The organism is Bdellovibrio sp. HCB274 (assembly GCF_047306075.1).
Lineage (GTDB): Bacteria > Bdellovibrionota > Bdellovibrionia > Bdellovibrionales > Bdellovibrionaceae > Bdellovibrio.
In genome coordinates this window covers 2747067-2772017 of sequence record NZ_CP178623.1, presented here as the reverse complement: position 1 = coordinate 2772017, position 24951 = coordinate 2747067, and the positions used below count along the sequence as shown (strand labels likewise).

Genomic DNA, 24951 nt, shown 5'->3' with positions numbered 1-24951 from the left:
AGAAACTATAGCGAAGAAGTTAAAAGATGGCAGCTTATTTTGCAGGAGCTGTTGGGCTTGCTGCAGGGGCAGCTTCCACAGGAGCTGTCGTTGCTGCTGCTGGCGCGGTAGTAGCATCAACAGGGGCTGGCGGAGCAGTTTGAACAGGAGCTGCCGCTGGCAAAGAATCAACTACGGATTTGCTATGAGTAGAAGAAGTGAAAACAGATAAAGCCAGGCAAGTTACTGCGAAAATAACCGCAGCCCATACAGTCATTTTACCAGCAAGGGATTGAGCACCTGTAGCACCCAACAAGCTGTTTGAACCGGAGCTTCCGCCCATGCCCAAAGCGCCGTTACTTTTTGAATCTTGGATCAAAACAAGAACGATCAAAACAAGGGCAACGATGATATGGATAATTCCAACAAAAGTAGTCATTTCAAGTATCTCCCAAAGTCCCACAATATAGGGACAAAGGAGACCCTTCGTCCACCCAAAACTGGTTCCCGGGTTGTGAATTAACGCAGTGAGTTGTGTGGGTTGTCTTTAAAGCGAACCCATCTAGACTAGAAGTTATGAAAACTCTGACAAAGACACTGATGTTATTATCCCTGGGATTTTTGGCAGCCTGTACTTCCAACGAAAAGGCGATGAAAAAGGCGGCTGAAAATGCGGCGGCTGCTCAATTTAAAAGCACAATTATCGAGGAATCCAAGGGGCATTTGAATCAGTCAGAGTCCTTTAAAAACGCCTATATCAGTTTCATGGTCAAGTACTCAGAGTTTTCCGCTGATGAAATCAAGATGAACGGCGAAAGCTTTGGCACCGCGACGGTTTACATCAAGTCCTACACGCCGGACGCCCGCAAAAAACTTTTAATGGTGGCCTCCACTGTATCCCCCGAAGCTGTGAACCGCTTTAATTTTGCTAACGCCATTCAGTTGATTTCCAAAGAAACCGGCATTCCGGGCGAAACGATGAAATACCCTTTCGCTGTCCTGAATTTACGCAAAGACTCCAGCGGGGAGTGGGTTGTTCAAAAATAGACTTGCCGCCCCTTGTTGTAAGTCCTTTTGTTGACCCGGCTCTGCGAATGACTGACAAAACTAGGCATGTCTTTTCTGGTATTTGAGGGCCTTGATGGCTCTGGCAAAAGCTCACTGATGAAGGCTCTGGAGACAGAGCTGCAAAAACGTGGAATTCCCACATACATGACTCGTGAACCGGGTGGCACTCCTTTGGGAGATGAAATCCGTCACATGATTTTGCGTAAAGAGGGACCTGCTCCCACCGCACGCACGGAATTGCTTTTGTATGAAGCCAGTCGCTCCCAACACGTGGATCAGGTGATCCGTCCTCAGCTAGAAAAAGGCTCCTGGGTTTTGTGCGATCGTTTTGCGGCAAGCTCCATCGCTTTTCAAAGTGGTGGGCGCGAGATTTCTGAAAATGAAGTCGTGATGTTAAATAATTTTGCGACGGGTGGCTTGAAAGCGCATCTGACCGTATTATTGGATCTGCCGGTTGAGGAGTCCCGCAAACGCCGTCAAGGGCGTGGCGAACAAAACGGTGAATCTGAAGATCGTATTGAATCCGAAGCGGACTCTTTCCATGAAAAAGTTCGCCAAAGTTTTCTGGCTCAGGCCAAAGCTGATCCGTCAGCGTGGTTGGTTCTGAATGCCAAGGAAACTCCAGCAGTGTTGTTCGAGCAATTGATTTCGGCACTGACTGATAAAAAGATTTTGAAGTAAGGAACAAGTGGAAGTGGCAAGGCTGTTGGATTTTGTCCTAGGACACCAAGAGGTCATAAAAAAGATGGTGGATTCCTTCGAAGCAGGGAAGCCAGGCCAGACTTTTCTTTTTGTCGGTCCTTCCGGTATCGGTAAAAAACAGACGGCGATTGGTTTGGCGCAGGCATTGATGTGCCCGCAAAGCCCGCGCGGTTGTGGTCGTTGTCCTTCCTGTTTCCGGGTGGCTCAGGCGGGTCATTCCCATGAAGGTTTGCGTATCATTGCGCCTTCAGGTGCCAACATCAAAATCGAACAAGCCAAAGAAATTCTGGAATTCTTAAGTTTAAAAAGCCTGGGTGGAAATCGCGTGATTATTATTGATCAGGCGCAGCTTCTGAATCAGCAGGCGGCAAATTCCCTGCTTAAAACTTTGGAAGAACCGCCGGATGGCACGTTCTTCTTTTTAATTGCACCAAGTGTGGCGGGCATTATGCCAACCATCCGCTCCCGTTCCCGCATCGTGCAGTTTAAACCGCTGACGATGGAAGATCTGGGTAAGCGCGTGAAGGCACCGACCTGGGCTTTGAAATCTGCGGGCGGCAGTTTTGAAAAACTGGCGCAACTGCAGGATGGCCCCGAACTGGAGCTTCGCGAAAAATCCGTCGAGATTTTGAAAGTCTTTATGAAAGACAAAGATTTTTTGCTGAACGAAATGTGGCGTGCGGAATTCAAAGACCGTCAACAGGGACAAAGATTGTTGTCCTATTGGGTGGGCTATTTCCGCGATGCCATTGTTTACCAAGAGGGTGCCAAATCCCAAATTGCGAATCTGGATCAGGCCGAGTTGATTAAGACTTTGGCCGAACAGACCCGCGAAAAACTGCTCGTATTGATTCAAAAAGCCCTGCAGTCTGAACAGGCTTTGGGTGCCAACAGAGATTCTCAGTTGGTGATGGAAGAATACTTCATCACCAGCCAGGATATAGTGTAGAATAAGACCATGACTGAATGGATTGATGTTCACTGCCATCTGAATATGCTCGAAGAGGGCGTCGAAGCCGCAATACAAAATGCAAAGGCCGCCGGCGTTCGAAAAATCATCACGATCGGCACCGAACTGAATGATCTGCCCTTGGTTTTGGATTTGGCGCATAAGTATGCTCCTGATGTGTATTGCACCTTGGGAATTCATCCCCATGACGGCAAAACCTATACTGAAGAAGTCGGTAAATTTATTCTGGCCAATGCCAACGATCCCGCAGTTGTTGCGATCGGGGAAATCGGGCTGGATTATTATTACGACCAGTCACCACGTGAAGAACAGCAACACGCTTTCCGTGCGCAGCTTGAAATTGCCAAGCAAACCGGTTTGCCGGTTGAAATTCACACGCGCGACGCTGAAGAAGACACGATCAATATTTTGAAGGAATTCAAAGGCGAAGTGACAGGGATTATTCATTGTTTCACGGGAACTTCGTGGTTGGCGAAAGAAGCATTGGATTTGGGATTCAATATTTCCATCAGCGGTGTTGTGACTTTCAAAAACGCCGATGACTTGCGCAACACAGTTCGCGGCTTGCCTCTGGATCGCATTCACGTTGAAACAGATGCTCCTTTCCTGGCGCCAATCCCGATGCGCGGAAAAAAGAACACCGCTGCTTACGTCGTTCATACTGCCAAATTCGTGGCAGACCTAAAAGGTGTGACCGTCGAACAATTGGCTGAGCAGACAAAGGCCAATGCTCTAAAAATGTTCCCAAAAATTTCCTGGTAATCGATTGCTGAATGCAGTCCTGTAGGAATCGCATCATTCGATGCGATGCTGGATTACAAAGCCTTTAGCAATACATCATATGTGCGAATTGAGCCCGCGAATTGGACGATGGTCTTGTTCTTAAGACGAGTTTCTCTCCGATAAATTGTTAAGAAATTTTATTTAACATCCCAAAGGAGCAGTAAGACTTGAGAACGTTCGGCGGCGTCTTGTTATTAACTCTTTTTTCGATCGTGTCGATCGTGCCGGGCTTTTCCAGAGCTTCCGGTCCGGGAGAATTTCGCACGACAAAAATGGGTTTGTTTCAAACGGTGTTTTCGGGCGATGAAGGCAAGTCTTTGGCGAAAGGCAGTCCAGCTGTAGGCGTCGAGTTTTTTCGGGATGCCGGTGGAGACATCTTTCGCGGTTATATCAGAGGCCGATTTGGAAGCTCGTCAGGTCAGCAGAATTTTTTGGATGGCACTGACAAAGTTTTATCTCCTTATACGTTCTATTTCGGGCAAGGGGAACTGGGTGGAATGTTCTTTCCGGTTCCGCGCAGGGATTCTGGGACAAATCTTTATCTGAGCGGTGGAGGCTATGTCAGCTACAACCAGCTCAGTCTTAGTACTTCAACCACGGTCAACTCACTTAAAACTCATCAAACATCGCCGGGATATGGTTATAGTGCCGCCGTCGGTGTTGAAATGCTTTTTGGTATGAGCAAGAAGCTTCTGAATTTTGAAATGAGTTATCGCCAGGAATCCGCGCAACTTGCCGGCCAGACACGATTTGATCTTACTGGTCTGACGTTTTGTTTAAGTTATGGCTGGTAGTGAAGCATATTGATTTCATGATTTTCCACAATGAGTTCGAAGGCTGCGTGATCTGAAGGGTTGATCGTTTAAAATAAAGACGAACCAACCAAAAAAGGAATCACCGCGATGAAAACTTCGATACTTGTGCTGTCGTTAGCAATTTCAGTTTCTGCTAACGCCAAACCCTCAACCAATGTCATTCAATCAAATGGTTTTCCGAATCCGTCCCTCGTGAAGGGAGTGCAGGACAATCAGGACTATCAACGTGCGTTGACGGCCTACCGTTTCTTCTTTCCGACGGTTTCCGCGGAAGGCATTTTTCAAGGTACGCGCGCCCAGGGCAGTGTGGATAACGAAAGCATGTTCATTATGGCGGCCCAGCCTCATCATGTGGGCTTAACCCTGAATTCGGACACGCCTTATGGTGGAGGTAACATTGATCTTTCCAATGGCCCCATGGTGGTTGAAGTGCCGCCCGGTTCCTATATTGGTTTGGTCAATGATCACAATCAAAAATGGATTTTGGATTTCGGTATTCCAGGTCCCAATAAAGGACAGGGCGGAAAGCATCTGATTTTACCGCCGGGATACAAAGGGGAAATTCCTAAAGGGTATCAAGTCGGAAGATCGGCGACGATGAAAAACCTGGTAGCGATACGATCCTTGCCGACGGATGGTGACATGAAGAAGGCACTGGAGGCTTTGCCCAATATTAAAATTTACCCGCTGAATAATCCTGACAAACGAATGAAAATGGTCGATGCCACAGATCGCAAGGTCGATGTTTCTTTGTTGTCGTGGGAAGACAATATCAAGTATTGGCAAAACCTTCACAAAGTGATCTCAGAAGAACCTGCCAATCCAGAGTATGTGGCGATGTATGGGGTTCTTGAAAGTCTGGGCATAGCCAAAGGTAAAGAGTTTAAGCCGGATGCACGGATGAAGGGAATTTTGGAAAGAGCTGCCCGTGATGGGAAAGCACAGATGATTGTGGCTGCATTTGCTGATTCCCGTCCTGAAAGAATCACCTGGAAAGACAGACGCTGGGAGTGGGCTAGTTACGTGTCAGACAATGGTTATTTTATGACTCCTCAAGGAATGGATGTTCAAGCGCGCGACCGTTGGTTTGCACAGGCAATAGTATCTTCTCCGGCAATGTTCAGTCGCAGCCCGGGAGCAGGTTCCCTATATTGGTTAGGACATACCGATAATAAGGGAGCGTATCTGGACGGTGGAAAATCCTATCAGTTGAAAGTTCCTTATCCAGTACCAGCGAAATTATTCTGGTCCGTCACGGCTTACGATGCGCACACTCGCAGTCAGGTGCAAAGTGCTCAGAATAAAGCGGCACTACGTTCTTTATTTGAACTGCGTGACGTTCCGGTAGGAACAAAAGAGGTGACTTTGTACTTTGGTCCCAAGGCTCCGGCTGGTAAAGAAAACTTATGGATTCAGACAGTACCAGGGCGTGGTTGGTTTACATATTTTAGGATCTATGGACCGACAGATCCTGCGTTTAACGGAACCTGGAAGCCGGGGGATTTTGAACCGGCGAAATTCCCAACTTCGCCGCAAAAGATCGGACTTAATCAATAGCAAAAGGCCCCTCACGGGGCCTTTTTATTTTATTAGAACGGATTGTTGAATCTCCAGTCTTGAGCGAAGTTGAAGTTTGGAACCCAGTAAACTTTCACAGTGAAGTTCATTCCGCGGAACTGTTTGCTGCGCAGTTCGATGATAGCTCTGGTGCCGCCGATGGTGCGCTCGTCAATGCTCCATTTGCCGTTTGTGCCGTCGTGCCAGTTGCTGATGACTTCGTAGCCTACAATCGTTGCGTAGTTGGTGTTGAAGACCACGTCGTGCTCAGTCACGCCGAAGCCGCCGTCTTCGCGGACTTCGTAAGTTTGCTCGAACACATCAGCGTAAGGGAATGATGTCGTTCCCAGAAACCAGTGGTTTTCAGACTTGGAAGAGTTTATTGCCGAGTACGGTTTTGGTTCAGGCAGGCTTAGCAAACTGTTGTAGCCGTTTTTCAAATCCTGAATGCGGTAGATATGACATTTCAACCCGAACATATTTCCTTCAGCCCCGCGCAGTGAAATATCCTGTTCATGATCGATAACGATATCCTGACGCCATTGCAGGATGCCGATGTGAAGAGTGGGGTTCTGTGATCCTCCATCACTGAGTGAAACACTTCCCCAGTCAGAGTTGCGGTCGTCATAAAGTTTTACGACCGGATTGTTTTCGATAAAGTTGTTCGAGGTGCCTTTGATTTGCAGTGTGATGTCATCACTGTTTGGCATGTAGTAAGTGAATTCGCACTGCAGTTGCGGTTTCATCGCTGCTTGTGCTTGAGAGTTTAACAAAGTGCCAGCAACTAGAATCAGGGACGTGATAATTAGGTTTTTCATTCGGAACTCCTATTTGGTGTTTCTTGTAGGCATCAGCGCCTCACACAAATAGGTATCGCCTGTTTATCCAAAATCCTCCAGTATCTCTTAAAAGGCATCAAAATTCGATACCTTTCACTGTGGTTTGGATCAATTTCCTTTAGCGCTTGGGCAGCGCAGTTACTGCAAGGGCTTTTTTCTCTTCAATTTTAAACCACGCGTAATTCGGAGCAACTTTGGCTGCCTGAGAGTACTCTCGGCAGGAGTGCTGTCCATTTTCCATAACTTTTCCGAAGTTCGCTGAAGTCACACCGACAATTTTAGTGACGCCATTTTGGCTGTAAAATTGCGGGCCCCCGGAATCACCCTGGCAGATGTGTGATGTGGAGCTGGTTTTTAGAAGATATAAATCGCCCAATTGATTGTAGTCGTTTTGCACTTGCACGATCCCGCGGTGAAGAACGCCCACCGAGTGGCGCAGATTTTCACCTGGTTTACCGGAATAGTCCTGAGATCTGCCGTAACCATAAACGTACAGTGTGTTGCCACCATAGTTTGCACGCTTGTCGGAATCCATTACTGCAGGAATAAATCCAGCGGGAGCAGTGCCCTCAAAAACTGCCATTGCTATGTCATAGTTGTAAACGCCGTTGGTGTTGTATTGAGGATGTTTTTTAAAAACCAGTCCACGACGAATCAGGGCGGAGCTACGAACACCGATTTGGTTGGCGAAAACGACTTGAAAGCCGGTAAAGTTTTTGACGTGTTTGGGATCAAAGCAGTGAGCTGCAGTCAGTACAGTGCGCATGCCCACCAGCGCGGCTGAACAAAATGTGCGAACTCGGCCGTTGGCTTCAAGTAATTCAATGAAAACCAAACTTTTTGCAGCCGCTGTTGTGCGTGCCGTGACTTTGCTGCCGTTAATGACGGCACTGTCTTGTTGTACTTGTAGAGAGGTCATCGATTCGCCCTGACAAGCAGTCAAAGCAGCCATGGACAACGCGACGAGAAGCAGTTTGTTTTTCATAGTGCCGTCTTTATCGAACTCGGCAAGCTTGGCAACTAAATTCTAAAATACGGCCAGATTACGATGAAGTTTCTTGCGCTGCTTTGGGCAAGAGTTTTAAGCTCAAAGAGTGGAACGTCTTTTATCTGTGCAGCACGGGGAAAAATTTAATACTTTTAGCCACTTATTAGGTGCGCTTATTGCCTTCGTAGGCGTCGCTTTTTTGATGCACACTGCGTTCGTGCGTCAAGACGTTCCTCGCATTATTACATTTACGATATACGGTGTTTCGACGGTTCTGATTTATATTTTGTCGGTTCTTTATCATTCCGCTCAAGGCGAGCAAAAGCGCACATTTCAAAAGCTCGATTATATAGGCATTTATTTTAAGATCGCCGGCAATTACACGCCTTACATGATTTTGGCGATCAGTGGTGTCGCAGGGTATTCGGTTTTGTTGGTAGTTTGGGGATTGGCTCTAGTGGGAATTTATCTGGAGGTTTTCAGGAAACCTAAGGGTGCCACCTTGCGCAATATTTTGTATGTCACGATGAGTGCGTCGGTCATTCCTGTGCTGAGCCAGCTTTATCAGGCAGTGTCGCTTTGGGGCTTTGCTTTGATCATGCTGGGGTTTCTGGCTTATGTGGTTGGATTTATTTTCTTTTTGTTCGATGAAAAAATCAAACATGGGCACGGTATCTGGCACATGTTCGTCATTACGGGCAGCATGTGTCAGCTTGTTTGTCTTTTGATGTTTGTAGCCTAAAGGTTTCCGTTTAAAAAATTCTTAATACAATTAGCGTTTCTTTTCGAGGAGAATAGGGCCACTATGACCCCGATTTTAGTGGCACGAACTTTGTTATAAGGTTCATTGCAAGTTAAAACTCTTATCGAAAGGGAACCACTTATGAAAAAAAACCACTTGGTCCTTGGCGCGGCTTTGTTCGCTTCAGTTATGCAAACTTCCACTATTGCTCAGGCAGCGTTCGATAAAGGTGACGTCGGCACAATCATCGGCGGCGTTATTGGTGGTGTTGCAGGTTCCGGTTTTGGTAAAGGCAACGGTAAAACCGCAGCTACAATCATCGGCGCGATCGCCGGGTCTGTGATTGGGAATAAATTGGGTCAGAATATGGAAGAAAACGATCGTCGTGCTTATAACGAAGCACAACGTCGCTCTCTTGAAGGAAATGTTGGAGAGAGTTGTGACTGGGATGGCGGCCGCTATGGTTCCCGCTCTGGTGCTCGCGGCTCTTTCAACTCCATTCGTGAAGGTTATAATTCCCGCGGTGAATATTGCCGCGAATATGTCAGCGTGATTGAAATGCGCGGACGCACTGAAAGAACTCAAGGTATCGCTTGCCAAAGCCGCAATGGCTCTTGGTCAGAAACTCGTACTTCTGATGTTAGCTGGGGAGGTCGCCCAGGTCATCCAGGTCGCGGTGATGGTGGTTATGGCCCAGGGCCTCGTCCTCCAGGGCACGGTGGTCCACGTCCACCACGCCCGATGCCGCCTCCACCGCACCCAGGTGATCGCTATGATCGCGCGGAAGTTCAGGTTTCCAGCATCACTCGTCGCACCGGTGGGGAATGGGTTCGTTTGAGCTTGGCTTACCCGCAAGCTGTGGATCAGATCCAGGTTCGCACTTTGACTGCAGGTGTTCGCGTTCATGACGCAATCGTCTACACGCAAAGAGGTCAAAGACTGTCTCTTTACACTCTGCAAGGCCGTGGAACGATGTTCGCGGGTCAAAGCGCTATTTCCGAGAATTTCTACCGTGGTGACCGTGTAACAGCTATCGACGTGCGTCTGGAATCCATGGGTGGCTACGCTGACGTTCTATTGACGGTTTTCTCGTTGGACGGTTACCCGAATATCAACGTTAGCCGCTTCTAGAACTTACCTATCAAAATAGCTCTAAAAGCCAGTCGGGACGGGGTGTCTAGACTGGCTTTTTTACGTTCTAAGGCTCATATTGGGTGGGTTTTAAAACAAGGAGCTTATTCATGGCAAAACTTCGCATTGGTATTAATGGTTTTGGTCGTATCGGTCGCGTTTTCTTCAGAGCGGCTCACGAGCAGTTCGACATCGTAGGTATTAACTCTTTGGATAGCATTGAAGGCAATGCGCATCTTTTGAAGTACGACTCTGCACATGGCACATTCGCTGGTGATGTTGGTCACGACAACGAAAACCTGATTGTGAATGGTAAAAAAATCCACGTTACAAAATTCCGCAACCCAGCTGAAGTTCCTTGGAAAGCATGGGGCGTAGACGTTGTTGTTGAGTGCTCTGGCGCATTCAAAAATAAAGAAGACTTCATGAAGCACATAGAAGGCGGAGCGAAACGCGTATTGGTTTCGGGTCCTGCTGAAAAAGGTGCCGACATCACTATGGTTTACGGTATCAACCACGAAGCTTACGATCCAGCAAAACACACTGTTGTATCCAACGCATCCTGCACAACAAACTGCCTGGCGCCTCTTGCGAAAGTATTGAATGAAAAATTCGGTATCGAGCACGGCACAATGATGACAATCCACTCGTACACGAACGACCAAAAAATCCTCGACGCTCCTCACTCTGACATGCGCCGTGCTCGTGCTGCTGCAGTCAGCATGATCCCAACTACGACTGGCGCTGCCAAGAACGTAGGCTTGGTATTGCCAGAGCTTAAAGGCAAAATCGACGGTATCTCTGTTCGCGTTCCAACGCCGAATGTTTCTTTGGTGGATTTCACATTCACTGCAAAAGCAGACGTAACTAAAGAAGCTGTTAACGAAGCGCTTATCGCAGCTTCCAACGGTGCTTTGAAAGGCGTATTGGCTTGCGAAAAGAACGAACTTGTTTCTGTTGATTTCAACGGTAACAAATTCTCTTCTATCGTAGACCTTGCATCAACGATGACTGTAGGTCCTCGCATGGTGAAAGTTCTTTCCTGGTACGACAACGAAACTGGTTTCTCGAATCGTATGGTTGACGTTCTTAAGCACATGGCTGCGAAAGGTCTTTAATCAATGAGTGCAGGTCTTAAAGGTATTAAAACCGTTCGTGATTTCGCGTTGGAAGGCAAAGTTGTCTTCCTTCGTCTGGATCTGAACGTTCCCATGGAAGATGGCAAGATCACGGATGAAAACCGTATCACGGCATCTCTTCCCACAATCAAATATTGCATGGAACATGGTGCGAAGATCGTAATGGCTTCCCACTTGGGTCGTCCTAAAACTAAAGACGACAAACAGTATTCTTTGGAGCCTGTTGCAAAACGTCTTCAAGAGCACCTGAATGCAGAAGTCATCCTGGTTGAAGAACCGGATTCTGATGCCCCAGTTCACTTGCTGCCTTCTTTGAAAAAGAATCAGCTGATCCTGCTTGAAAACGTTCGGTTTGAAGAAGGCGAAACTAAGGACTCTATCGAATTCGCGCAAAAAATCGCGAACTACGCAGAGATCTACATCAACGACGCGTTCGGTGCCTCTCACAGAGCTCACGCAACGATTCATGCCCTGCCGTCTGTGATGAAAGAAAAAGGCATCGGTTTCCTGATCGAAAAAGAAATCAACATGCTGGATTCCTTGCTGACGAATCCGAAACGCCCTTACATCGCTGTGATGGGTGGTGCAAAAGTTTCTGACAAAATGCCAGTGATCGAAAAGTTGATGGACATCGTTGACGGATTCATCATCGGTGGCGCTATGGCTTACACATTCTTGAAAGCTCAAGGCGTGTCTGTTGGTAACTCTTTGGTTGAAACTGACAAAGTTCGCTACTGCAAAGAAATGATCGAGCGTATCGCTGCTCGTGACAAAACGATCCTGCTTCCGGTGGATCACGTGGCAACGAAAGCTTTCGGTGATGTGGCTAATGCTCACACTACGAAAGACGTTGTGATTCCGGATGGTGAGATGGCTTTGGATATCGGACCTCAAACGATCCGCAATTACTCGGCAGCTCTTAAAGAAGCAGGAACTATTTTCTGGAACGGCCCGATGGGCGTTTTCGAAAATCCAGCTTTCTCTAAAGGGACTTTTGGCGTAGCAAAAGCGATCGCTGAATCCAATGCGACAAAAATCGTAGGTGGCGGTGATTCCGCAGCAGCAGCCGAAATGTCTGGTTATGCAGATAAGATGACTCACATCTCTACAGGTGGGGGCGCATCCCTTGAATATCTTCAAGGAGACAAGTTGCCAGGTCTAGAGATCCTTCGCGTGAAGGCTCGGCCAGCAAGCAACTACGAATAAAGGTCCGCTAGATCTTGAGCGGATCCTTCGTTGCTTCGTCGTCGGCGTACACTTGTACGCCTTCCTCCTTGCGCCTCGGCTGCGCTCAAGCTTTAGCGTACCTTTGAACAGGTTGCCGAAGCTGGGCGCGGGGATGAAAATGTGCCCCTTTGGGGCCATTTTTTTTTGAATACATTGGAGATTTTATGAAAAAGATTTTTGCTGGTAATTGGAAGCTTTTTAAAACTCCGGCGGAGACGCGGACTTTTTTGGGTAAGTTCAAAGAGGTGATGGGTTCTGTGACGGGGGAAGTGGTGTTTTTTCCTTCGGCTATTTCTTTGGAAGCGGCTTGTGAGACTGTGAAGGGGTCTGCGATCAAGATTGGAGTGCAGAATGCTTATACTCAGGCTTCGGGGGCTTTCACTGGAGAGAACTCTGCTCAGGTTGTGAAAGAGATCGGTGGTCAGTACATTTTGATCGGGCACAGTGAGCGTCGTTCTATCTTTGGTGAAACAGATGCTTTGATCGCTGATAAAGTGGCTTATGTTCAATCCTTGGGTCTGACTCCGATGTTGTGTATCGGTGAAACTTTGCAAGAGCGTGAGGCCACTCACACTTTCCGCGTTCTTGAAACTCAGTTGTTGTTGGGCTTGGTGAAAGCTGACAAATCCAAACCTATCGTTGTGGCTTACGAGCCAGTATGGGCGATTGGCACTGGTAAAGTGGCGACTCCTGAACAAGTGGCAGAGACTCACACAGACGTTCACAACATCCTGACTAAATTGGGATTCACGGCACCGATTCTTTATGGTGGCAGTGTAAAGCCAGACAACGCCGGTCAGTTGATCAAGCAAGCACACGTGAGTGGCTTCCTGGTTGGTGGTGCATCTTTGGAAGTGGATTCCTTCCATAAGATTGCGACAGTCTAACCCCCACTGTTTTGTTCGTACCAGCAAATGCCGCTGGTTGGAGATTTCGTTTTGACTAAAAAGAGAGTCCGAGAGGCTCTCTTTTTTTATGGGTAGCTAACTAAAGCGCTCCCTGCAATGTGACCAGAGTTAATTTTATCACTTCGTTGTCGCCTGACTTACAAATTTTAATTCAGCTGGTGTTGGGCCGGGGAGTGGGGGTATCACTCGCTCATTACTTATCACAGATGGGAATTGAAATGACAAATTCATGGTTAGCAAATCCGAAAGTACAAGCGGTATTGGCAAGTCTTTATAAAGACTCTGCAGAAAACGATGCGATCAATCGCAAGGAGGCAAACGAGCTTCCAGACACTGCAACTTCTGAAGAGTTCTACACAGCTATGCGCAAGGTATACATGGCGGTGGGTGCTGATTTTGGAAACATGCTTTATGCACTGGCGCGCGCAACAAAAGCCAAAACGATTGTCGAGTTCGGAACGTCCTTCGGAGTTTCCACAATCTACTTGGCAGCTGCTGTGAAAGACAACGGCGGGGGCAAAGTGATCACCACAGAATTCCATCCCGAAAAAGCTGCCAAAGCAAAACAAAATTTAACCGAAGCTGGATTGGCAGAATACGTAGAGTTCCGCGTGGGCGATGCTTTGCAAACTTTGAAACAAGACAAGCCACAAAACGTGGACCTGCTTTTCCTGGATGGCCCTAAAGGCATGTATCTGGATGTTCTAAAGCTGATGCAAGACCAATTGCGCAGCGGAGGCATTCTTGCCAGCGATAACACCGACCACGATGGTTTACAGAACTATCTGGCTTACATCAGAAATTCTGACAACGGCTACATCTCATCGCCAATGCACACCAAGCGCGGCGAAAGATTCCCAGCTCACGAAGTCAGCGTAAAAGTTTAAATGAATAAGGCAGCCTTCCAGCTGCCTTTGTTCTATCCGTTGCCGTTGGACTGTTCGCGAAGTGAATTTTGTATCGTTCTTTGCAGGTCGGTAGCGTCTTTACCTGGAAGCTTTTTTAAAACCTTATCCAGTCGGGCTTTCTGTTTGCTGGCAATAGGGGAGACGATCTCTGATGCATACACCGTTGGATCTTTCTTATTGCTGGCAACGGCTACTTTAAGAATTTCCTCAAGCAACAACTCGTCCTCAGGCGATTCCAGATACGCCTTCACGGCGTCTTCCAAAATCTTAAAACCCTTATCCTGTTGTTGAGTGACTTTATCGTTGTCGCGGTCTTCAGGCTTATACTTACCCATATCAGGCAGTGTACTGAAGATCTTTTCAGCTCTTTTTAGATCCATAAGGGATTGATCAGCGGATACGGCCCCCGCATTCAAAGTGATAAAAATAGTCAGTAGTGAAGTCAGCACGATTGTTTTCATATTCCTATTGTCCTATGGCTTAATCATTACGCCAATAATCTTATAAGGCTTACCAATGCTTTTAAATCTGCGAGCTTTAGGAGATGACAGGAAGCTATTGTCTGACAAAAAGTCACTGACGTAGCCTCCGCTGGTGCCCCAGTCTGTTTTAATTTGAACGTCACCAGCCTGTCTTCTGTCAGAGGTTTCGTAAACGATGACCGCGCCCTTCGGAGCGTCATCCGGTGATTTGATAATGCCCTTATAAGGAGCTTCCATCAGATTAATAAAACCCTGGGCCTTAAGATCTTTAACGGCATGTTTTGCCATTCCCCCAGGGGGACGACTTTTCACCAGTCCGCCACCCTGTAACGCTGTCTTCACATAAGAATAACACCAGCCTGTTGAGCCAGGTTCTTTATTGCGAATTCCGGCCTTGATGGATCTGGCAACCTTGTCGCTGTTTGAGTATTTTGTGACGGTCGGAAAGTTACTCCATTCGTGCTCGGTCATGGTGTATTTGCGTTTTTTAAGTTGCTCAATGATAGCCGTCGATTTGCCGGACGCTACTTCCGACATGGATTTTTTCTCTTCTTTAGGAGTCTTTTTGGCAGCATCATCCAAAGCTTTGGTTGCCACGTCTTTCAAATCATTGCGGTTCGCTTCGCTGCCACCGCAGGTACCATTCAGCTTACAATTACCGCCCATCCCAGCTTCCGTACGGGACTGGTCAGGCATCGCTTCATTCGGGTCGATGGATTTGTCAGCGTTCGTTGATGGCGATGGTACAGGCGTACCCCTTTTACGGGATTCCTGGGCCAATGCAGGTTCCGGATTTTGCAGCTCCACATCGTTGCCATTGCGGAACTTCAACCAAGGATTTTTCTTGTTGTAGTAAACCCAAACCAAATCGCCCACTTTGGCTTTTGTTTTGCCTTTACCGATACTGGTAATTCGCACTTGAACGGCATAAGACCCCGGCGAGTTCATGCGATTGGTTGTCACCACTTCAGCTTTTGAACCCGGAGGAACTGTTGAAAGAATATTGCGGGAGTTTTTTGTAAACTCGGGGGAGGAGCGACCGTTGACTCGGCCATTAAAAACGAGCTCGCGAATGTCCTCGGATTCTTGCGCGGATGCGAAAGCTCCAAAAAACACCAGTGATGTCGTAATTAGTAGAATTCTGAGTCGTTTGCTCAATCAGTACCCCTCACTGGACTTTTCGGCGATTTTGCTAAAATCATGAGTGCTTTTGAGTATTTCGGTGATTTTCACGAAATCTATGCGACATAATATTTCCAGCGATATCCAAGCCTTTGTCAAAATCTTCAGTAGTTACCTGTATTTAGAATCATTTTGAGAAAATCAGCTAAAAACCGGGCTTAGGAATGCCTCTTGCCCGAGGTGCTATTTTGGAAGAAAGTAGGTCGACTAACAGGAGTTTCGGTTTCCATGAAAGTAACTTTTGAAGACATTCAAAAAGCGCGCGAGCTTATTAAAGACATCATCAGTCCCACGGAATTGAGTCATTCAATCAGTGCCAGCAATCTCCTGAACAGTGAAGTGTATTTCAAATTCGAAAACACTCAGCGCACGGGCAGTTTTAAGTTTCGTGGCGCCTATAATAAAATTTCAAATCTGAGTGCCGAGGAAAAAGCGCGGGGTGTGGTGGCCAGTTCTGCTGGAAATCACGCGCAAGGTGTTGCTTTGTCAGCGCGATTGGCAGGGGTGAAATCCACAATCGTAATGCCAGAGAACTGCTCCATCAGCAAAGCCACGGCAACGCGCGCATACGGCGCGAATGTGATTTTAAAAGGCGAAATCTATGATGAAGCCTATGAGCACGCGCAAAAACTTGAAAAAGAACATGGCTACACTTTCGTTCATCCTTATCAGGATCCTTTCGTCATTGCGGGCCAGGGCACAATCGGTATCGAAATTCTGGAAAAGGTACCAGATCTGGATACAGTTATTGTTCCCATCGGCGGCGGTGGCTTGATCAGCGGAGTGGCGCTGGCAGTAAAAACATTGAATCCTAAAATTCGAGTTATCGGCGTGCAAAGTGACCGCTCGCCAGGGATGGCTTGTCTTTACAACAAACAAACGCCGGATCAGAAAAAGAAGCGCGCTGCGACGATTGCGGATGGTATTGCCATCAAAAATCCTTCGCAGGTGATTTACGATAATTTTATTTCCAAATACGTCGATCAGGTTGTGACAGTCAGTGATGACGAAATTGCTGAAGCAATCGTGTTCCTGATGGAGCGTGCGAAAACCGTGGCCGAGGGTTCTGGAGCCGCAGCTATGGCGGCCGCTATGCATGGCGGTTTGGATTTAGGTAAGAAGTGCTGTGTGATTATCAGCGGTGGAAATATTGATTTGAATATCGTCAGTAAGATCATCGACCGCGGTCAGGCGCTGCGTGGGAAGTTGTGTGAACTTTCGGTCATCGTGGATGATTTGCCAGGAAACTTAAGCAACCTGACTCAGGTTATTGCCTCTGAAAAAGCAAACGTTTTGGAAGTTCGTCATGACCGTGTTTCTCAAGGTCTGTCTTTGCGTGAAACGCGGATTGATTTTGTTCTTGAAACATCCAGTATCGAGCACGTGGAAAAAATCAAACGTGCGCTGGAAGCATCCGGAGCTAAAATTATTTAGTCGGATCCGGAGTCGTTGAATGCGGGTCCCAGTCAGGGACCCCGTATTTCATAAGAATGCGTCCAAGCTCTCCGTTTTGGCGCAATTCGATCAATCCTTTTGAAAAAGTTTTGGCATATTCTTCAGATTTTTTGTTTGAAGGAGAAAACGCCATAAAAAGCTTCGCATCGTTTGCAACCGTGGAGCTGACGGCTTTGTATTCATCATGATTTATTTTTAATTCCGAAAGCACCGTGCGCAGAACCAGCTGATTTTCAATGAAAGCATCCAGACGTTTGCTTTCCATCATTTTCAAAATTTGTTCAAGCGGGTGCTCGCCGGAAATCGAAACAAAGATTTCGCGGTTTTCGTTAATGATGCGATCCACATCGCCACCATAGGCATAGCCGTTAATAACGCCGATGCGCTTACCAACCAGAGAAGAGTAGTCTTTGTAAGTCCAACTGGAATCCTTTTTAACGAAGAAAAAGTCCTGTCCCAGGCCCAATGTTTTTGTGGGGAACACGAAATCAGGGCAGTCATTGTAGTTTGCGCCCAAAACGGCAGTGGCTTTGTTTTTACGGGTTTCGTTGACGGCCCGGGCCCAGTTCACCATCGAGAATTTAACTTTGTGACCGGCTTTTTCAAAGATCTTGGTGGCCACTTCCACCATGTAACCAGGTGCTTTACTGCTGTCGCAAACATACGGACACCACGCATCTGAGCGTACTAAAATCGTGTCCGCCGCGGCCGGCTTAGCACAAATTCCGATGGTGAGTAAGATTGCAAACACACGTGAGTTCATTTCAAGCCGCCCTTTATTACTTACGGCTATCTACGGGTTACAGTGTCTTTCTACAACTTTCCAACTGAAAATCGGTTATTACCAAGTTGTAACTACTTGTGAGTCCGAAGTTTAGACAAATTGCTCTAAAAGTTTGCACATTGTGTAAACTATTTTTAGTGTTCCATGAGAGTGTGTGAGATGTCTTTTTTATTGGGGAAAACAGCCACAAACTGAGGGCTTTAAAAATCCACTTTGCGCACGAAATGGCAGGTGTAACCACCTGGGTTTTTCAACAAATAATCTTGATGATATCCCTCTGCCGACCAGAACTGGGGGGCTTTATCAATCGTGGTTGCCGCAGGTTTGCCCCAGGCGCCGGATTTATCGACTCGTGCTTTTACTTTTTCAGCCGTTTGTTTTTGCTCGTCCGAGGTGTAAAAGATCTCGCTGCGATATTGAGTTCCCACGTCATTGCCCTGACGGTTTTCAGTTGTGGGATCGTGAATCTTGAAAAAATAAAGCAGCAGATTTTCGTAGCTTAATTGGTCTGGATTGAATTCGACTTTCACGGATTCTGCGTGATTGGTCGTACCGGTTTTAACATCGTTGTAAGTGGCGTTTTCAATGTCACCACCCATGTATCCCACTTCGGTTTTCATCACGCCTGGAAGTTTTCGCAGAAGGTCTTCCATGCCCCAAAAACAACCACCAGCCAGGTACGCAATTTCTGTTTTCATGAAAACCTCCTTTTAAGTTTTATTCGACGACGACTTTCTGTTCTGGACGACCATGGCCTCCGCCAGATGCCGAACAGAAACTTAAGATCTCGCCCTTTAGAATCTTTTGTTGTCCCAAAACAGGCAAGTGCTTTGTCGCTCCGCCTTGTTCCAATGTGACCTCGGAAGAATCCCCGTGGGAGCAATTTTTCGGAATGCGGGGACGATGCAAAGTCATGTCGGTTAACCACGACATTTGAACTTCACCCAAAGCTTCCATTTTGAAAATCATGCCGCGCCCACCGTTGTGTTTGCCTTTTCCGCCCGGAGAATTGCGGCGGTCCATACGATGTACATGCACAGGGAATTGTCTTTCCAGGGTTTCTATCGAAAGACCTTCGATGTGGGCGTTTTGTCCGTCGACTTCATTGCTGGCACCCAAGCCGCCTTCCAGATTCAGGAAAATCTGGGAAGTTCCATTTTTTAGCTGCACCATCAGTGGTGCATGGGCATCCAATGCACGTTCATTTTTAGAGTGGATATGGGACAAAGCCAGATCGATAGCTGTCTGGAGTGCTGCCACTCCACAAGTCATACCCTTCATCGTTGAAGCAGGGTACTTTGCCATCAGCCAGCAACCTGCGGGCTTCGTGACCTGAAGAATTGAGAACGAGCCGGTATTTGCATACTGGTCGAAATTATAAAACTCACTGATTGCCTTAAAGCAGGTTCCGTAAGCAGCGGATTCAGTCAGGTGCAAAGTCTTGGCTGGAGATGTGCCGCCAAAATCCATTTTCACGTGGCCATCCTGAATTTCCAAATTCAGGCGCAGCAATTCGCCACTGTCCAAAACCACATCTACGCGGGTTTCACCCGAGGCTTTTTCAGAAATTTTTTGAACCGCCAGCTTTTTTGAAAGTTGCAGGTAATCCTCGATCAATTCTCCGGTAACAGAAAGGCCCGTGCCTTCGATAGTATCATGCAGTTTTTGGGCGCTGGCGATCATCACTGCACATTGTGCTTTGATCCACTCCATAAATTGCGGGGGACAAGCAGGGTGAGCACCCATCGCGCCCAGAATCATTTCGTTCAACTGGCCTTTTTGGCGCAGCGGAGTTGGAGGAATTCTTAAGCCTTCCTCCTCGATGTTTTTTCCAATGATCAGGATTTTATTCAATGGCTGACGGTTGACCCAGATCAGATCTTCGGAAACTGCCATGATAAAAGTGATTTCATCCAGGGTCGTTCCGCCGCTATAGGGATCATTCAAAAGAGCAATATCCCCCTCAGCCAGTTTCAAATATTTGGAAACTGTATTTGCCGCGGTCACCAGGGTTCCATAGGACACCGGATTTTTACCACGCACCATCAGGACGTCATTTTCCGTCGTCAAAAGTGCTGACTCACCCTGAAGGAAATCTGAAAGCAAAGAATGAAAAAGTTCGATATGGTAAGACATAAATTAAACCTTCGCTTTCAAACCGACTGCAACAACTGCGCGGGCTTCGGCAAAATCCTGATCGTCGATTGAGGCGTTACTGTCTTTTTTGAAACCGTTGGCAAAAAGCTCTGCCAGGGGACCGGTCACTTTGATTTTTTTATTCTGACGATGCAGCAGTGATTCCATCACAACTTTTTGCATACCCAGGCTTTGCAATTCTTTGATCACCGTGGAAATTTCCAGATTGCGATCGTAGCTGGATTTGACCAGCGTCAGCAGGCTGGTTTTAAATTTCTGAATACCTGCAGCCACAATGCGGTCCTGAAGGCCGTCCATTTTTGTGACTTTGGCGTTTTCCGTCCACAAATCCATAAGTGTGGTTTTTTGCCCGCGACCAAAACTCATTGGTCCCGGTTCCCAACCTTCGACATTGCGGTGAAAATCAAAATGTTTAAAGGAATTCAGTTTGATTCCCATCGTTGGTTGAACACTCAACTGGCGAATCTGCAGACTTTTGTTTTCCACTTTGCCCCAGGGGCTTTCCCAGATATCGCTCCAGGAACTCGGGGAAATCAAAACAAAATCCTCAAGACCCAAATGCAGGACATCCATTTTGGAATCCTGATACTGGAAACCCAAAGCACTGTAAGATGCAAACAGGCTGCCAACACGTTTGTGAGTTTCGTCCTGGAAAACTTCGCCGGCAGAACCAACAAAATAAACCGATGATTCTGCAACAGCATCTTTCATGCCTTCCAGCAGATCTTTTTTCAAATCCTGAAACAGACTGGAGATAGTCGCGTTCAGCGCATTTTTTCTCCAGCGTGTGACTTCGTCCTGATTTTCAGTTTTTTCCGGAATGAAAACTTCGATGCCTTTTGCCTGGAACAGCTCCAGTGCTTGTTTTTCATGCGCAGGATTAATGTTGGCATGCAATAAGTGCAGACAGACTTTTTTGATTTCCATCAGCTGCAATTTTGCAGCAATCGCTTCGATTTCTTCGTTAGCCAGCGCGTGCAGAATCTGACCGGAAGCCAGAATTCTTTCTCGTACTGAAAAATGCAATTCAGACGAGGTGAGTGCAGAGCCGGAACAGCCGCGCAGTTCCAGCCAGTTTTCAAAACCCTCAGTCGTGACGTGCGCCACAGCTCCTGAAAGTTTATAGTCCATCAGTTTTTCTGAAATACGCAGACTGACAAATGCTTTGGCAATGCCTTTGTCTTTGTGGGCAGAAACAAATTGTTGAAGTGAATTTTTTAAATTCTCTCGGGACAGGTAGGCGCGTTTGGTCGCAACTGTGTTTGAGCCATTCAGCAGAATATATTCTGCGAAGGATTCACCCACACTTACACCTAACATGAAACTGTTTTGCATTTTTAAACGCTCTCTATTGAAATCGCACTAGAATGTGTTAAAGCTAGGCGATCAGATATAGCAAAGATATGCCCGTAAGAAAAGGATTGTTACGTGAAGATTTCTCCAGAAATTTTAAATCTAGTGCCCTACAAACCTGGAAAACCGATCTCCGAGACACAAAGGGAATACGGTTTGAAAACCGTTTATAAACTGGCGAGCAATGAAAATCCTCTGGGGCCAAGCCCGAAAGCCATGGATGCGGTTAAAAAAGCACTCGAGCATCAGAATCTTTATCCAGATCCCTCACATTACGAGCTTTTGCATACAATTTCCCAACAGTGGGGCTTTCCTACGAACCAACTTGCTATCGGCAATGGCAGTGACGAGCTGATTGACCTGTTGACCCGCATTTTTTGCGAGCCAAAACAGGGGGTTTTGACCTCTGTAGCAGCTTTTAATGCTTACGAGGTGAGCGCTGCTGCCAATCGCGCTGCTATTCGCAAGGTGCCTTTGACCTCTGGATATCGTTTTGATCTGGAGGCAATTGCTGACCATTTCTTTGCTCATCCCGAGCAGGATATCCGCCTGGTTTTTGTTTCAAATCCAAATAATCCAACAGGGACCTATGCTTCCAAGGCCGAAATTGAAGCCTTCCTGGAGCGTATGGGGAACCGCGATGACGTGATGATCGTCTTCGACGAGGCCTATAATGAATTTGTTCGCGCTGAGGATTATGCCTCTGCGCAAAACTATATTAACAAATACAATAACCTGATTGTTTTGCGCACCTTCTCGAAAATATACGGTTTGGCGGGATTCCGCATCGGCGCCATGATCGCTCCAGCAGCGGTTGTCGAGGTGTTTAACCGTGTGCGCAAGCCGTTTAATGTCAACGATTTAGCGCAAGTCGCTGCAAATGCGGCTCTGCAAGATAAAGAATTCCTTCAACGCTCGCAGCAAATTTGCTGGAAAGGGCTTGATTACTTCTACAAGAAATTAGAAGAATTAGGCCTGCCGTACATTCATTCCCAAGGTAACTTCGTCATGTTTGACACACTTCGTGACGCGGTGAAAGTCAATGAAGCTTTGCTTCGTCGTGGGATCATCATGCGACCTGTTTTGAACTATGGGTTTAAAACGCATATGCGTTTGAGTGTGGGGCTTGATCATGAAAACGAAGCCGCTATCGCTGCTTTGAAAGAAGTGCTCAAAGAGATTCCTATTTTGGCTGGAACACCGATTCCAACAGTTTAGTATTCTCAGCTTTTTGTGTAGATTGGATTTTTGGAGTGGAAATGGGATTAGTAGTAACGATCGATGGACCTGCGGCCTCTGGTAAATCTTCAGTAAGCCGTGAACTTGCCCGCCGACTTGGCTGGAAGTGGGTTTCCACAGGTGCCTTCTATCGTGGCTTGGCCTATGCCGCTATTCAATTGAATGTTGATCTTGATGACGTGAAAGCATTGGCGGAATTAACTCACAATCCTGTTTGGAATGTCAGTTTGGAATCTGATCGCACACGCGTGTATTTCAAAAATCAAGATGTCACAGATGCTATCGCTCACGAAACAGTTGGAAACTTTGCTTCCAAAGTCAGTCATTACCCTGAAGTTCGTAAAGCTTTGTTGGATGCACAACGCAATTGCAGCAACGGCGAACACGGTCTGGTAGCTGAAGGTCGCGACTGCGGAACAGTTGTCTTCCCAACAGCAGAAGCCAAAGTTTATCTAACAGCTTCCAGTGAACACCGCGCTGCACGTCGCGCGACTGAATTGGGACTTGATCACAGCGACATGGTGAAAGCACAAAAACAACGCGATCACCAGGACTCCACTCGCAAGGCTGCGCCTATGTCAGTGCCAGCTGGTGCTCTAGAACTTGATTCTACCGAACTTGATTTGAATCAAGTTGTCGACAAAGTCGAAGCTTTCGTAAAAACGAAAATCTAAAAGGTAAGGACTTACCTCAAAAAGTTATTTTGATTGGGATAGCATGCGCTGCTTGGTTTCAAGCAGCAGGGCTAATTGCAGGTTTGCGCGATAGATGTCTTCGAAGCGGCTTTGCGGGCTCTCCTGAATGTCGCGAAGTTTTTGCTCTTCCATACCGAAATAAGCGTCCATCGCAACGTGCAGGCTTTTTTTCAATTCCGGATCCTGTGTCGTCAAAGTTTCTTCGAAAATTCCCAGCTGTCCTTGTTTTGCCTCGTCAAAGAACTCTTTGCGGATCTCATCATCCCAAAGTTTGAAATAATCCAGAGTTTCATCATCCCAGTACTGAACATCTTTACCATAACGGGCTTCCAGATAAGCACGTTGTGCTGCCGAGTAGCCCACAAAAGACCAATAGACCCGCGTCTCCATCATATTGATATAGAGATTTCGCCACAGGTGATTTTTGTTTTCTTTGGATTTTGCCACGCGCACTTGTAACAGCTCTTGCACCAGTGGTTGCTTTGACATGTTCTCAGCACCCAGCGTTTTCAAGCTGCCCAGATAGAACATCACTTGCGACGGCGAGGGATCAATGATCGCCGGGATTTCTGTTTGTGCTTGTTCTTTAAGGGCTTTCACCACCATCGTTGCGCAGTCCATCGCCAGCGTGTGATTGCGATAGCGTTTTCCGGTTTGCATTTCCAGATAGCGTTTCAATTTATTCTTTTGTTCCTGACCCAGTTTTAAGCGCGCCGTCTGCATGACTCGTTCTGTTTTATTCAAACCTGTCCAGCCAATGCTTTTTTGCAAAAGAGTTTGTTCTGCAGTTTGTCCTTGAGTCATTCCTTCCTGAATCACCTCTGAAAGGACGTACTCTCGTGTGGTTTTTACGGTCATATGGGTTTGACCATAAGAATAGACCAAACCGTCCATTTCAATTGCCATATGAGGAAAAGGAACGGTTTCGTTGTAAACGCGAACCTCGTCAGCCGCGAGTTGGTATTTTGGGTTATCCAAAAAGTCCATGGATTCGGCAGTGGCACTTGGATCACTTAACTGTTCATACCAGTTATAGGCTTCAATCAAAGACACGGCGACGATGGCATTCAAAGCGTAATCAGCCACACGGCGGATCTTCACCCAAGTGCGGTGCTCATTCAGGAAATCCTGGCGTTCTTTAAAAATGTTCTCGGCTTTATACTTTTTTAACGTCGTAAATTCGGCCGCATTTGGCAGATACTTGGGATTGCGCCAAAGTTTTTTGAAAATCTTCTGGGTCGGAGTCAATCCACCCGGCAAGTCAATTCCATGGGGAATCAACAGCATGTATTTCAAAGGGCCGTTGTACATGGATTGAACGAAGCGCAGGGATTTTTCTTTTGCACCTGGTGCCGTCATAAAATCCGGAGTGCCTCCGCGGGTTGCGGAATACTGGGCATATTGCTGTAACAACCGAATCGGCGCTTCCATTGCCGCCTGATAGTAAAGAACTCCCTCGAAGATTTTAAAATTGCGGGGAGTGGAGGTCATGTATGCAAGCTCTTCCGCAGTCAATCGCTTCTCTTTTGAAATGAGGCCGGAAAGCATTTTCATGGAGATTTCAGAAAAGCGTTTGTCAGAAAGCGGGGAGGAACTGTCCTTGGATTCGGCAGAGAAAAGTTTTTGATAAGTATTAAGCGCCGAGAGATGTTGGAGTGAAGTCATGTTCCTTACGACCGCGAATTTCTTGGTCAAGTAACTGTCGTAAGTTTCTGTGACCGTTTTTTCTACAGAGAAAACCGATGAACAAGTCAGGGCGGCCTGAGCGTGGGATGCCCAGGTTGCAAGACCGATGATCATGATTTTAAGCAATAAGTGCTTCATGTTTTCTCTTCACAAAAAACGGGA

25 protein-coding genes are annotated in these 24951 nt (G+C 46.9%); 15 read left to right on the top strand and 10 right to left on the bottom strand.

Annotated elements, in window-relative coordinates:
• Positions 1 to 34: 34 nt before the first annotated feature.
• Positions 35 to 418, bottom strand: coding sequence for a preprotein translocase subunit SecG (gene secG, locus ACLWNV_RS13425; protein WP_413584956.1), 384 nt, complete (start codon positions 416 to 418; stop codon positions 35 to 37).
• A gap of 137 nt (positions 419 to 555) precedes the next feature.
• On the opposite strand from secG, the gene ACLWNV_RS13420 reads away from it, so the two are divergent.
• The 6 genes from ACLWNV_RS13420 (at position 556) to ACLWNV_RS13395 (ending at position 5874) form a co-directional block, all read left to right on the top strand.
• A complete protein-coding gene (locus ACLWNV_RS13420) occupies positions 556 to 1026 on the top strand; it encodes a hypothetical protein (protein WP_413584955.1) in 471 nt (156 codons plus the stop codon).
• Positions 1027 to 1092: 66 nt separating this feature from the next.
• Positions 1093 to 1728, top strand: a complete 636-nt coding sequence (tmk, locus tag ACLWNV_RS13415; protein WP_413584954.1) for a dTMP kinase — start codon at positions 1093 to 1095, stop codon at positions 1726 to 1728.
• Between the two features lie 7 nt (positions 1729 to 1735).
• Positions 1736 to 2698: an ATP-binding protein gene (locus tag ACLWNV_RS13410; RefSeq protein ID WP_413584953.1), complete on the top strand. Its 963-nt coding sequence runs from the start codon at positions 1736 to 1738 to the stop codon at positions 2696 to 2698.
• A gap of 9 nt (positions 2699 to 2707) precedes the next feature.
• On the top strand, positions 2708 to 3481 hold the full coding sequence (locus ACLWNV_RS13405) for a TatD family hydrolase (protein WP_413584952.1): 774 nt from the start codon (positions 2708 to 2710) through the stop codon (positions 3479 to 3481).
• 188 nt (positions 3482 to 3669) lie between these two features.
• A complete protein-coding gene (locus ACLWNV_RS13400) occupies positions 3670 to 4296 on the top strand; it encodes a hypothetical protein (protein ID WP_413584951.1) in 627 nt (208 codons plus the stop codon).
• 108 nt (positions 4297 to 4404) lie between these two features.
• Positions 4405 to 5874, top strand: a complete 1470-nt coding sequence (locus tag ACLWNV_RS13395; RefSeq protein ID WP_413584950.1) for a DUF1254 domain-containing protein — start codon at positions 4405 to 4407, stop codon at positions 5872 to 5874.
• Between the two features lie 32 nt (positions 5875 to 5906).
• On the opposite strand, the gene ACLWNV_RS13390 is transcribed toward ACLWNV_RS13395, so the two are convergent.
• Both ACLWNV_RS13390 and ACLWNV_RS13385 read right to left on the bottom strand, forming a co-directional pair.
• Positions 5907 to 6692: a hypothetical protein gene (locus ACLWNV_RS13390; RefSeq protein WP_413584949.1), complete on the bottom strand. Its 786-nt coding sequence runs from the start codon at positions 6690 to 6692 to the stop codon at positions 5907 to 5909.
• A gap of 139 nt (positions 6693 to 6831) precedes the next feature.
• Complete coding sequence (locus tag ACLWNV_RS13385; protein WP_413584948.1) at positions 6832 to 7698, bottom strand: S1 family peptidase; 867 nt, start codon at positions 7696 to 7698, stop codon at positions 6832 to 6834.
• A 109-nt stretch (positions 7699 to 7807) separates the two neighbouring features.
• On the opposite strand from ACLWNV_RS13385, the gene trhA reads away from it, so the two are divergent.
• From trhA to ACLWNV_RS13355, 6 genes are all read left to right on the top strand, one after another.
• Positions 7808 to 8443, top strand: coding sequence for a PAQR family membrane homeostasis protein TrhA (gene trhA / locus ACLWNV_RS13380; protein WP_413584947.1), 636 nt, complete (start codon positions 7808 to 7810; stop codon positions 8441 to 8443).
• A 141-nt stretch (positions 8444 to 8584) separates the two neighbouring features.
• Positions 8585 to 9574, top strand: coding sequence for an RT0821/Lpp0805 family surface protein (locus tag ACLWNV_RS13375; protein WP_413584946.1), 990 nt, complete (start codon positions 8585 to 8587; stop codon positions 9572 to 9574).
• 110 nt (positions 9575 to 9684) lie between these two features.
• Positions 9685 to 10692 (top strand): type I glyceraldehyde-3-phosphate dehydrogenase, encoded by a 1008-nt coding sequence (gene gap / locus ACLWNV_RS13370; protein ID WP_413584945.1) that lies wholly within the window; start codon positions 9685 to 9687, stop codon positions 10690 to 10692.
• Positions 10693 to 10695: 3 nt separating this feature from the next.
• Positions 10696 to 11919, top strand: coding sequence for a phosphoglycerate kinase (locus ACLWNV_RS13365; RefSeq protein WP_413584944.1), 1224 nt, complete (start codon positions 10696 to 10698; stop codon positions 11917 to 11919).
• 185 nt (positions 11920 to 12104) lie between these two features.
• Complete coding sequence (gene tpiA, locus ACLWNV_RS13360) at positions 12105 to 12827, top strand: triose-phosphate isomerase (RefSeq protein WP_413584943.1); 723 nt, start codon at positions 12105 to 12107, stop codon at positions 12825 to 12827.
• 239 nt (positions 12828 to 13066) lie between these two features.
• Positions 13067 to 13735: an O-methyltransferase gene (locus ACLWNV_RS13355; protein WP_413584942.1), complete on the top strand. Its 669-nt coding sequence runs from the start codon at positions 13067 to 13069 to the stop codon at positions 13733 to 13735.
• 32 nt (positions 13736 to 13767) lie between these two features.
• Here the strand turns inward: ACLWNV_RS13355 and ACLWNV_RS13350 are convergent, their stop codons facing one another.
• The gene (locus ACLWNV_RS13350; protein WP_413584941.1) at positions 13768 to 14217 is read right to left on the bottom strand and encodes a hypothetical protein; all 450 of its coding nucleotides are present in this window, start codon (positions 14215 to 14217) and stop codon (positions 13768 to 13770) included.
• Between the two features lie 12 nt (positions 14218 to 14229).
• Entirely contained in the window at positions 14230 to 15396 is a 1167-nt protein-coding gene (locus ACLWNV_RS13345) for a hypothetical protein (RefSeq protein WP_413584940.1), read from the bottom strand.
• A gap of 252 nt (positions 15397 to 15648) precedes the next feature.
• Here ACLWNV_RS13345 and ilvA point away from each other — a divergent pair, with 252 nt between their 5' ends.
• Positions 15649 to 16854, top strand: coding sequence for a threonine ammonia-lyase (ilvA, locus tag ACLWNV_RS13340; RefSeq protein ID WP_413584939.1), 1206 nt, complete (start codon positions 15649 to 15651; stop codon positions 16852 to 16854).
• Here the strand turns inward: ilvA and ACLWNV_RS13335 are convergent.
• The 4 genes from ACLWNV_RS13335 to ACLWNV_RS13320 all read right to left on the bottom strand — a co-directional run bounded on the left by ACLWNV_RS13335 (position 16847) and on the right by ACLWNV_RS13320 (position 21151).
• Entirely contained in the window at positions 16847 to 17638 is a 792-nt protein-coding gene (locus ACLWNV_RS13335) for a substrate-binding periplasmic protein (RefSeq protein ID WP_413584938.1), read from the bottom strand. The genes ilvA and ACLWNV_RS13335 overlap by 8 nt on opposite strands.
• Positions 17639 to 17859: 221 nt before the next feature.
• Positions 17860 to 18357, bottom strand: a complete 498-nt coding sequence (msrA, locus tag ACLWNV_RS13330; RefSeq protein WP_413584937.1) for a peptide-methionine (S)-S-oxide reductase MsrA — start codon at positions 18355 to 18357, stop codon at positions 17860 to 17862.
• A 19-nt stretch (positions 18358 to 18376) separates the two neighbouring features.
• Positions 18377 to 19795, bottom strand: coding sequence for a hydantoinase B/oxoprolinase family protein (locus tag ACLWNV_RS13325; RefSeq protein WP_413584936.1), 1419 nt, complete (start codon positions 19793 to 19795; stop codon positions 18377 to 18379).
• Positions 19796 to 19798: 3 nt separating this feature from the next.
• On the bottom strand, positions 19799 to 21151 hold the full coding sequence (locus ACLWNV_RS13320) for a hydantoinase/oxoprolinase N-terminal domain-containing protein (protein WP_413584935.1): 1353 nt from the start codon (positions 21149 to 21151) through the stop codon (positions 19799 to 19801).
• A 93-nt stretch (positions 21152 to 21244) separates the two neighbouring features.
• Here ACLWNV_RS13320 and hisC point away from each other — a divergent pair, with 93 nt between their 5' ends.
• On the top strand, positions 21245 to 22387 hold the full coding sequence (gene hisC / locus ACLWNV_RS13315) for a histidinol-phosphate transaminase (RefSeq protein WP_413584934.1): 1143 nt from the start codon (positions 21245 to 21247) through the stop codon (positions 22385 to 22387).
• A 41-nt stretch (positions 22388 to 22428) separates the two neighbouring features.
• A complete protein-coding gene (gene cmk / locus ACLWNV_RS13310; protein ID WP_413584933.1) occupies positions 22429 to 23082 on the top strand; it encodes a (d)CMP kinase in 654 nt (217 codons plus the stop codon).
• Between the two features lie 24 nt (positions 23083 to 23106).
• On the opposite strand, the gene ACLWNV_RS13305 is transcribed toward cmk, so the two are convergent.
• On the bottom strand, positions 23107 to 24927 hold the full coding sequence (locus ACLWNV_RS13305) for a hypothetical protein (RefSeq protein WP_413584932.1): 1821 nt from the start codon (positions 24925 to 24927) through the stop codon (positions 23107 to 23109).
• Positions 24928 to 24951: the final 24 nt, after the last annotated feature.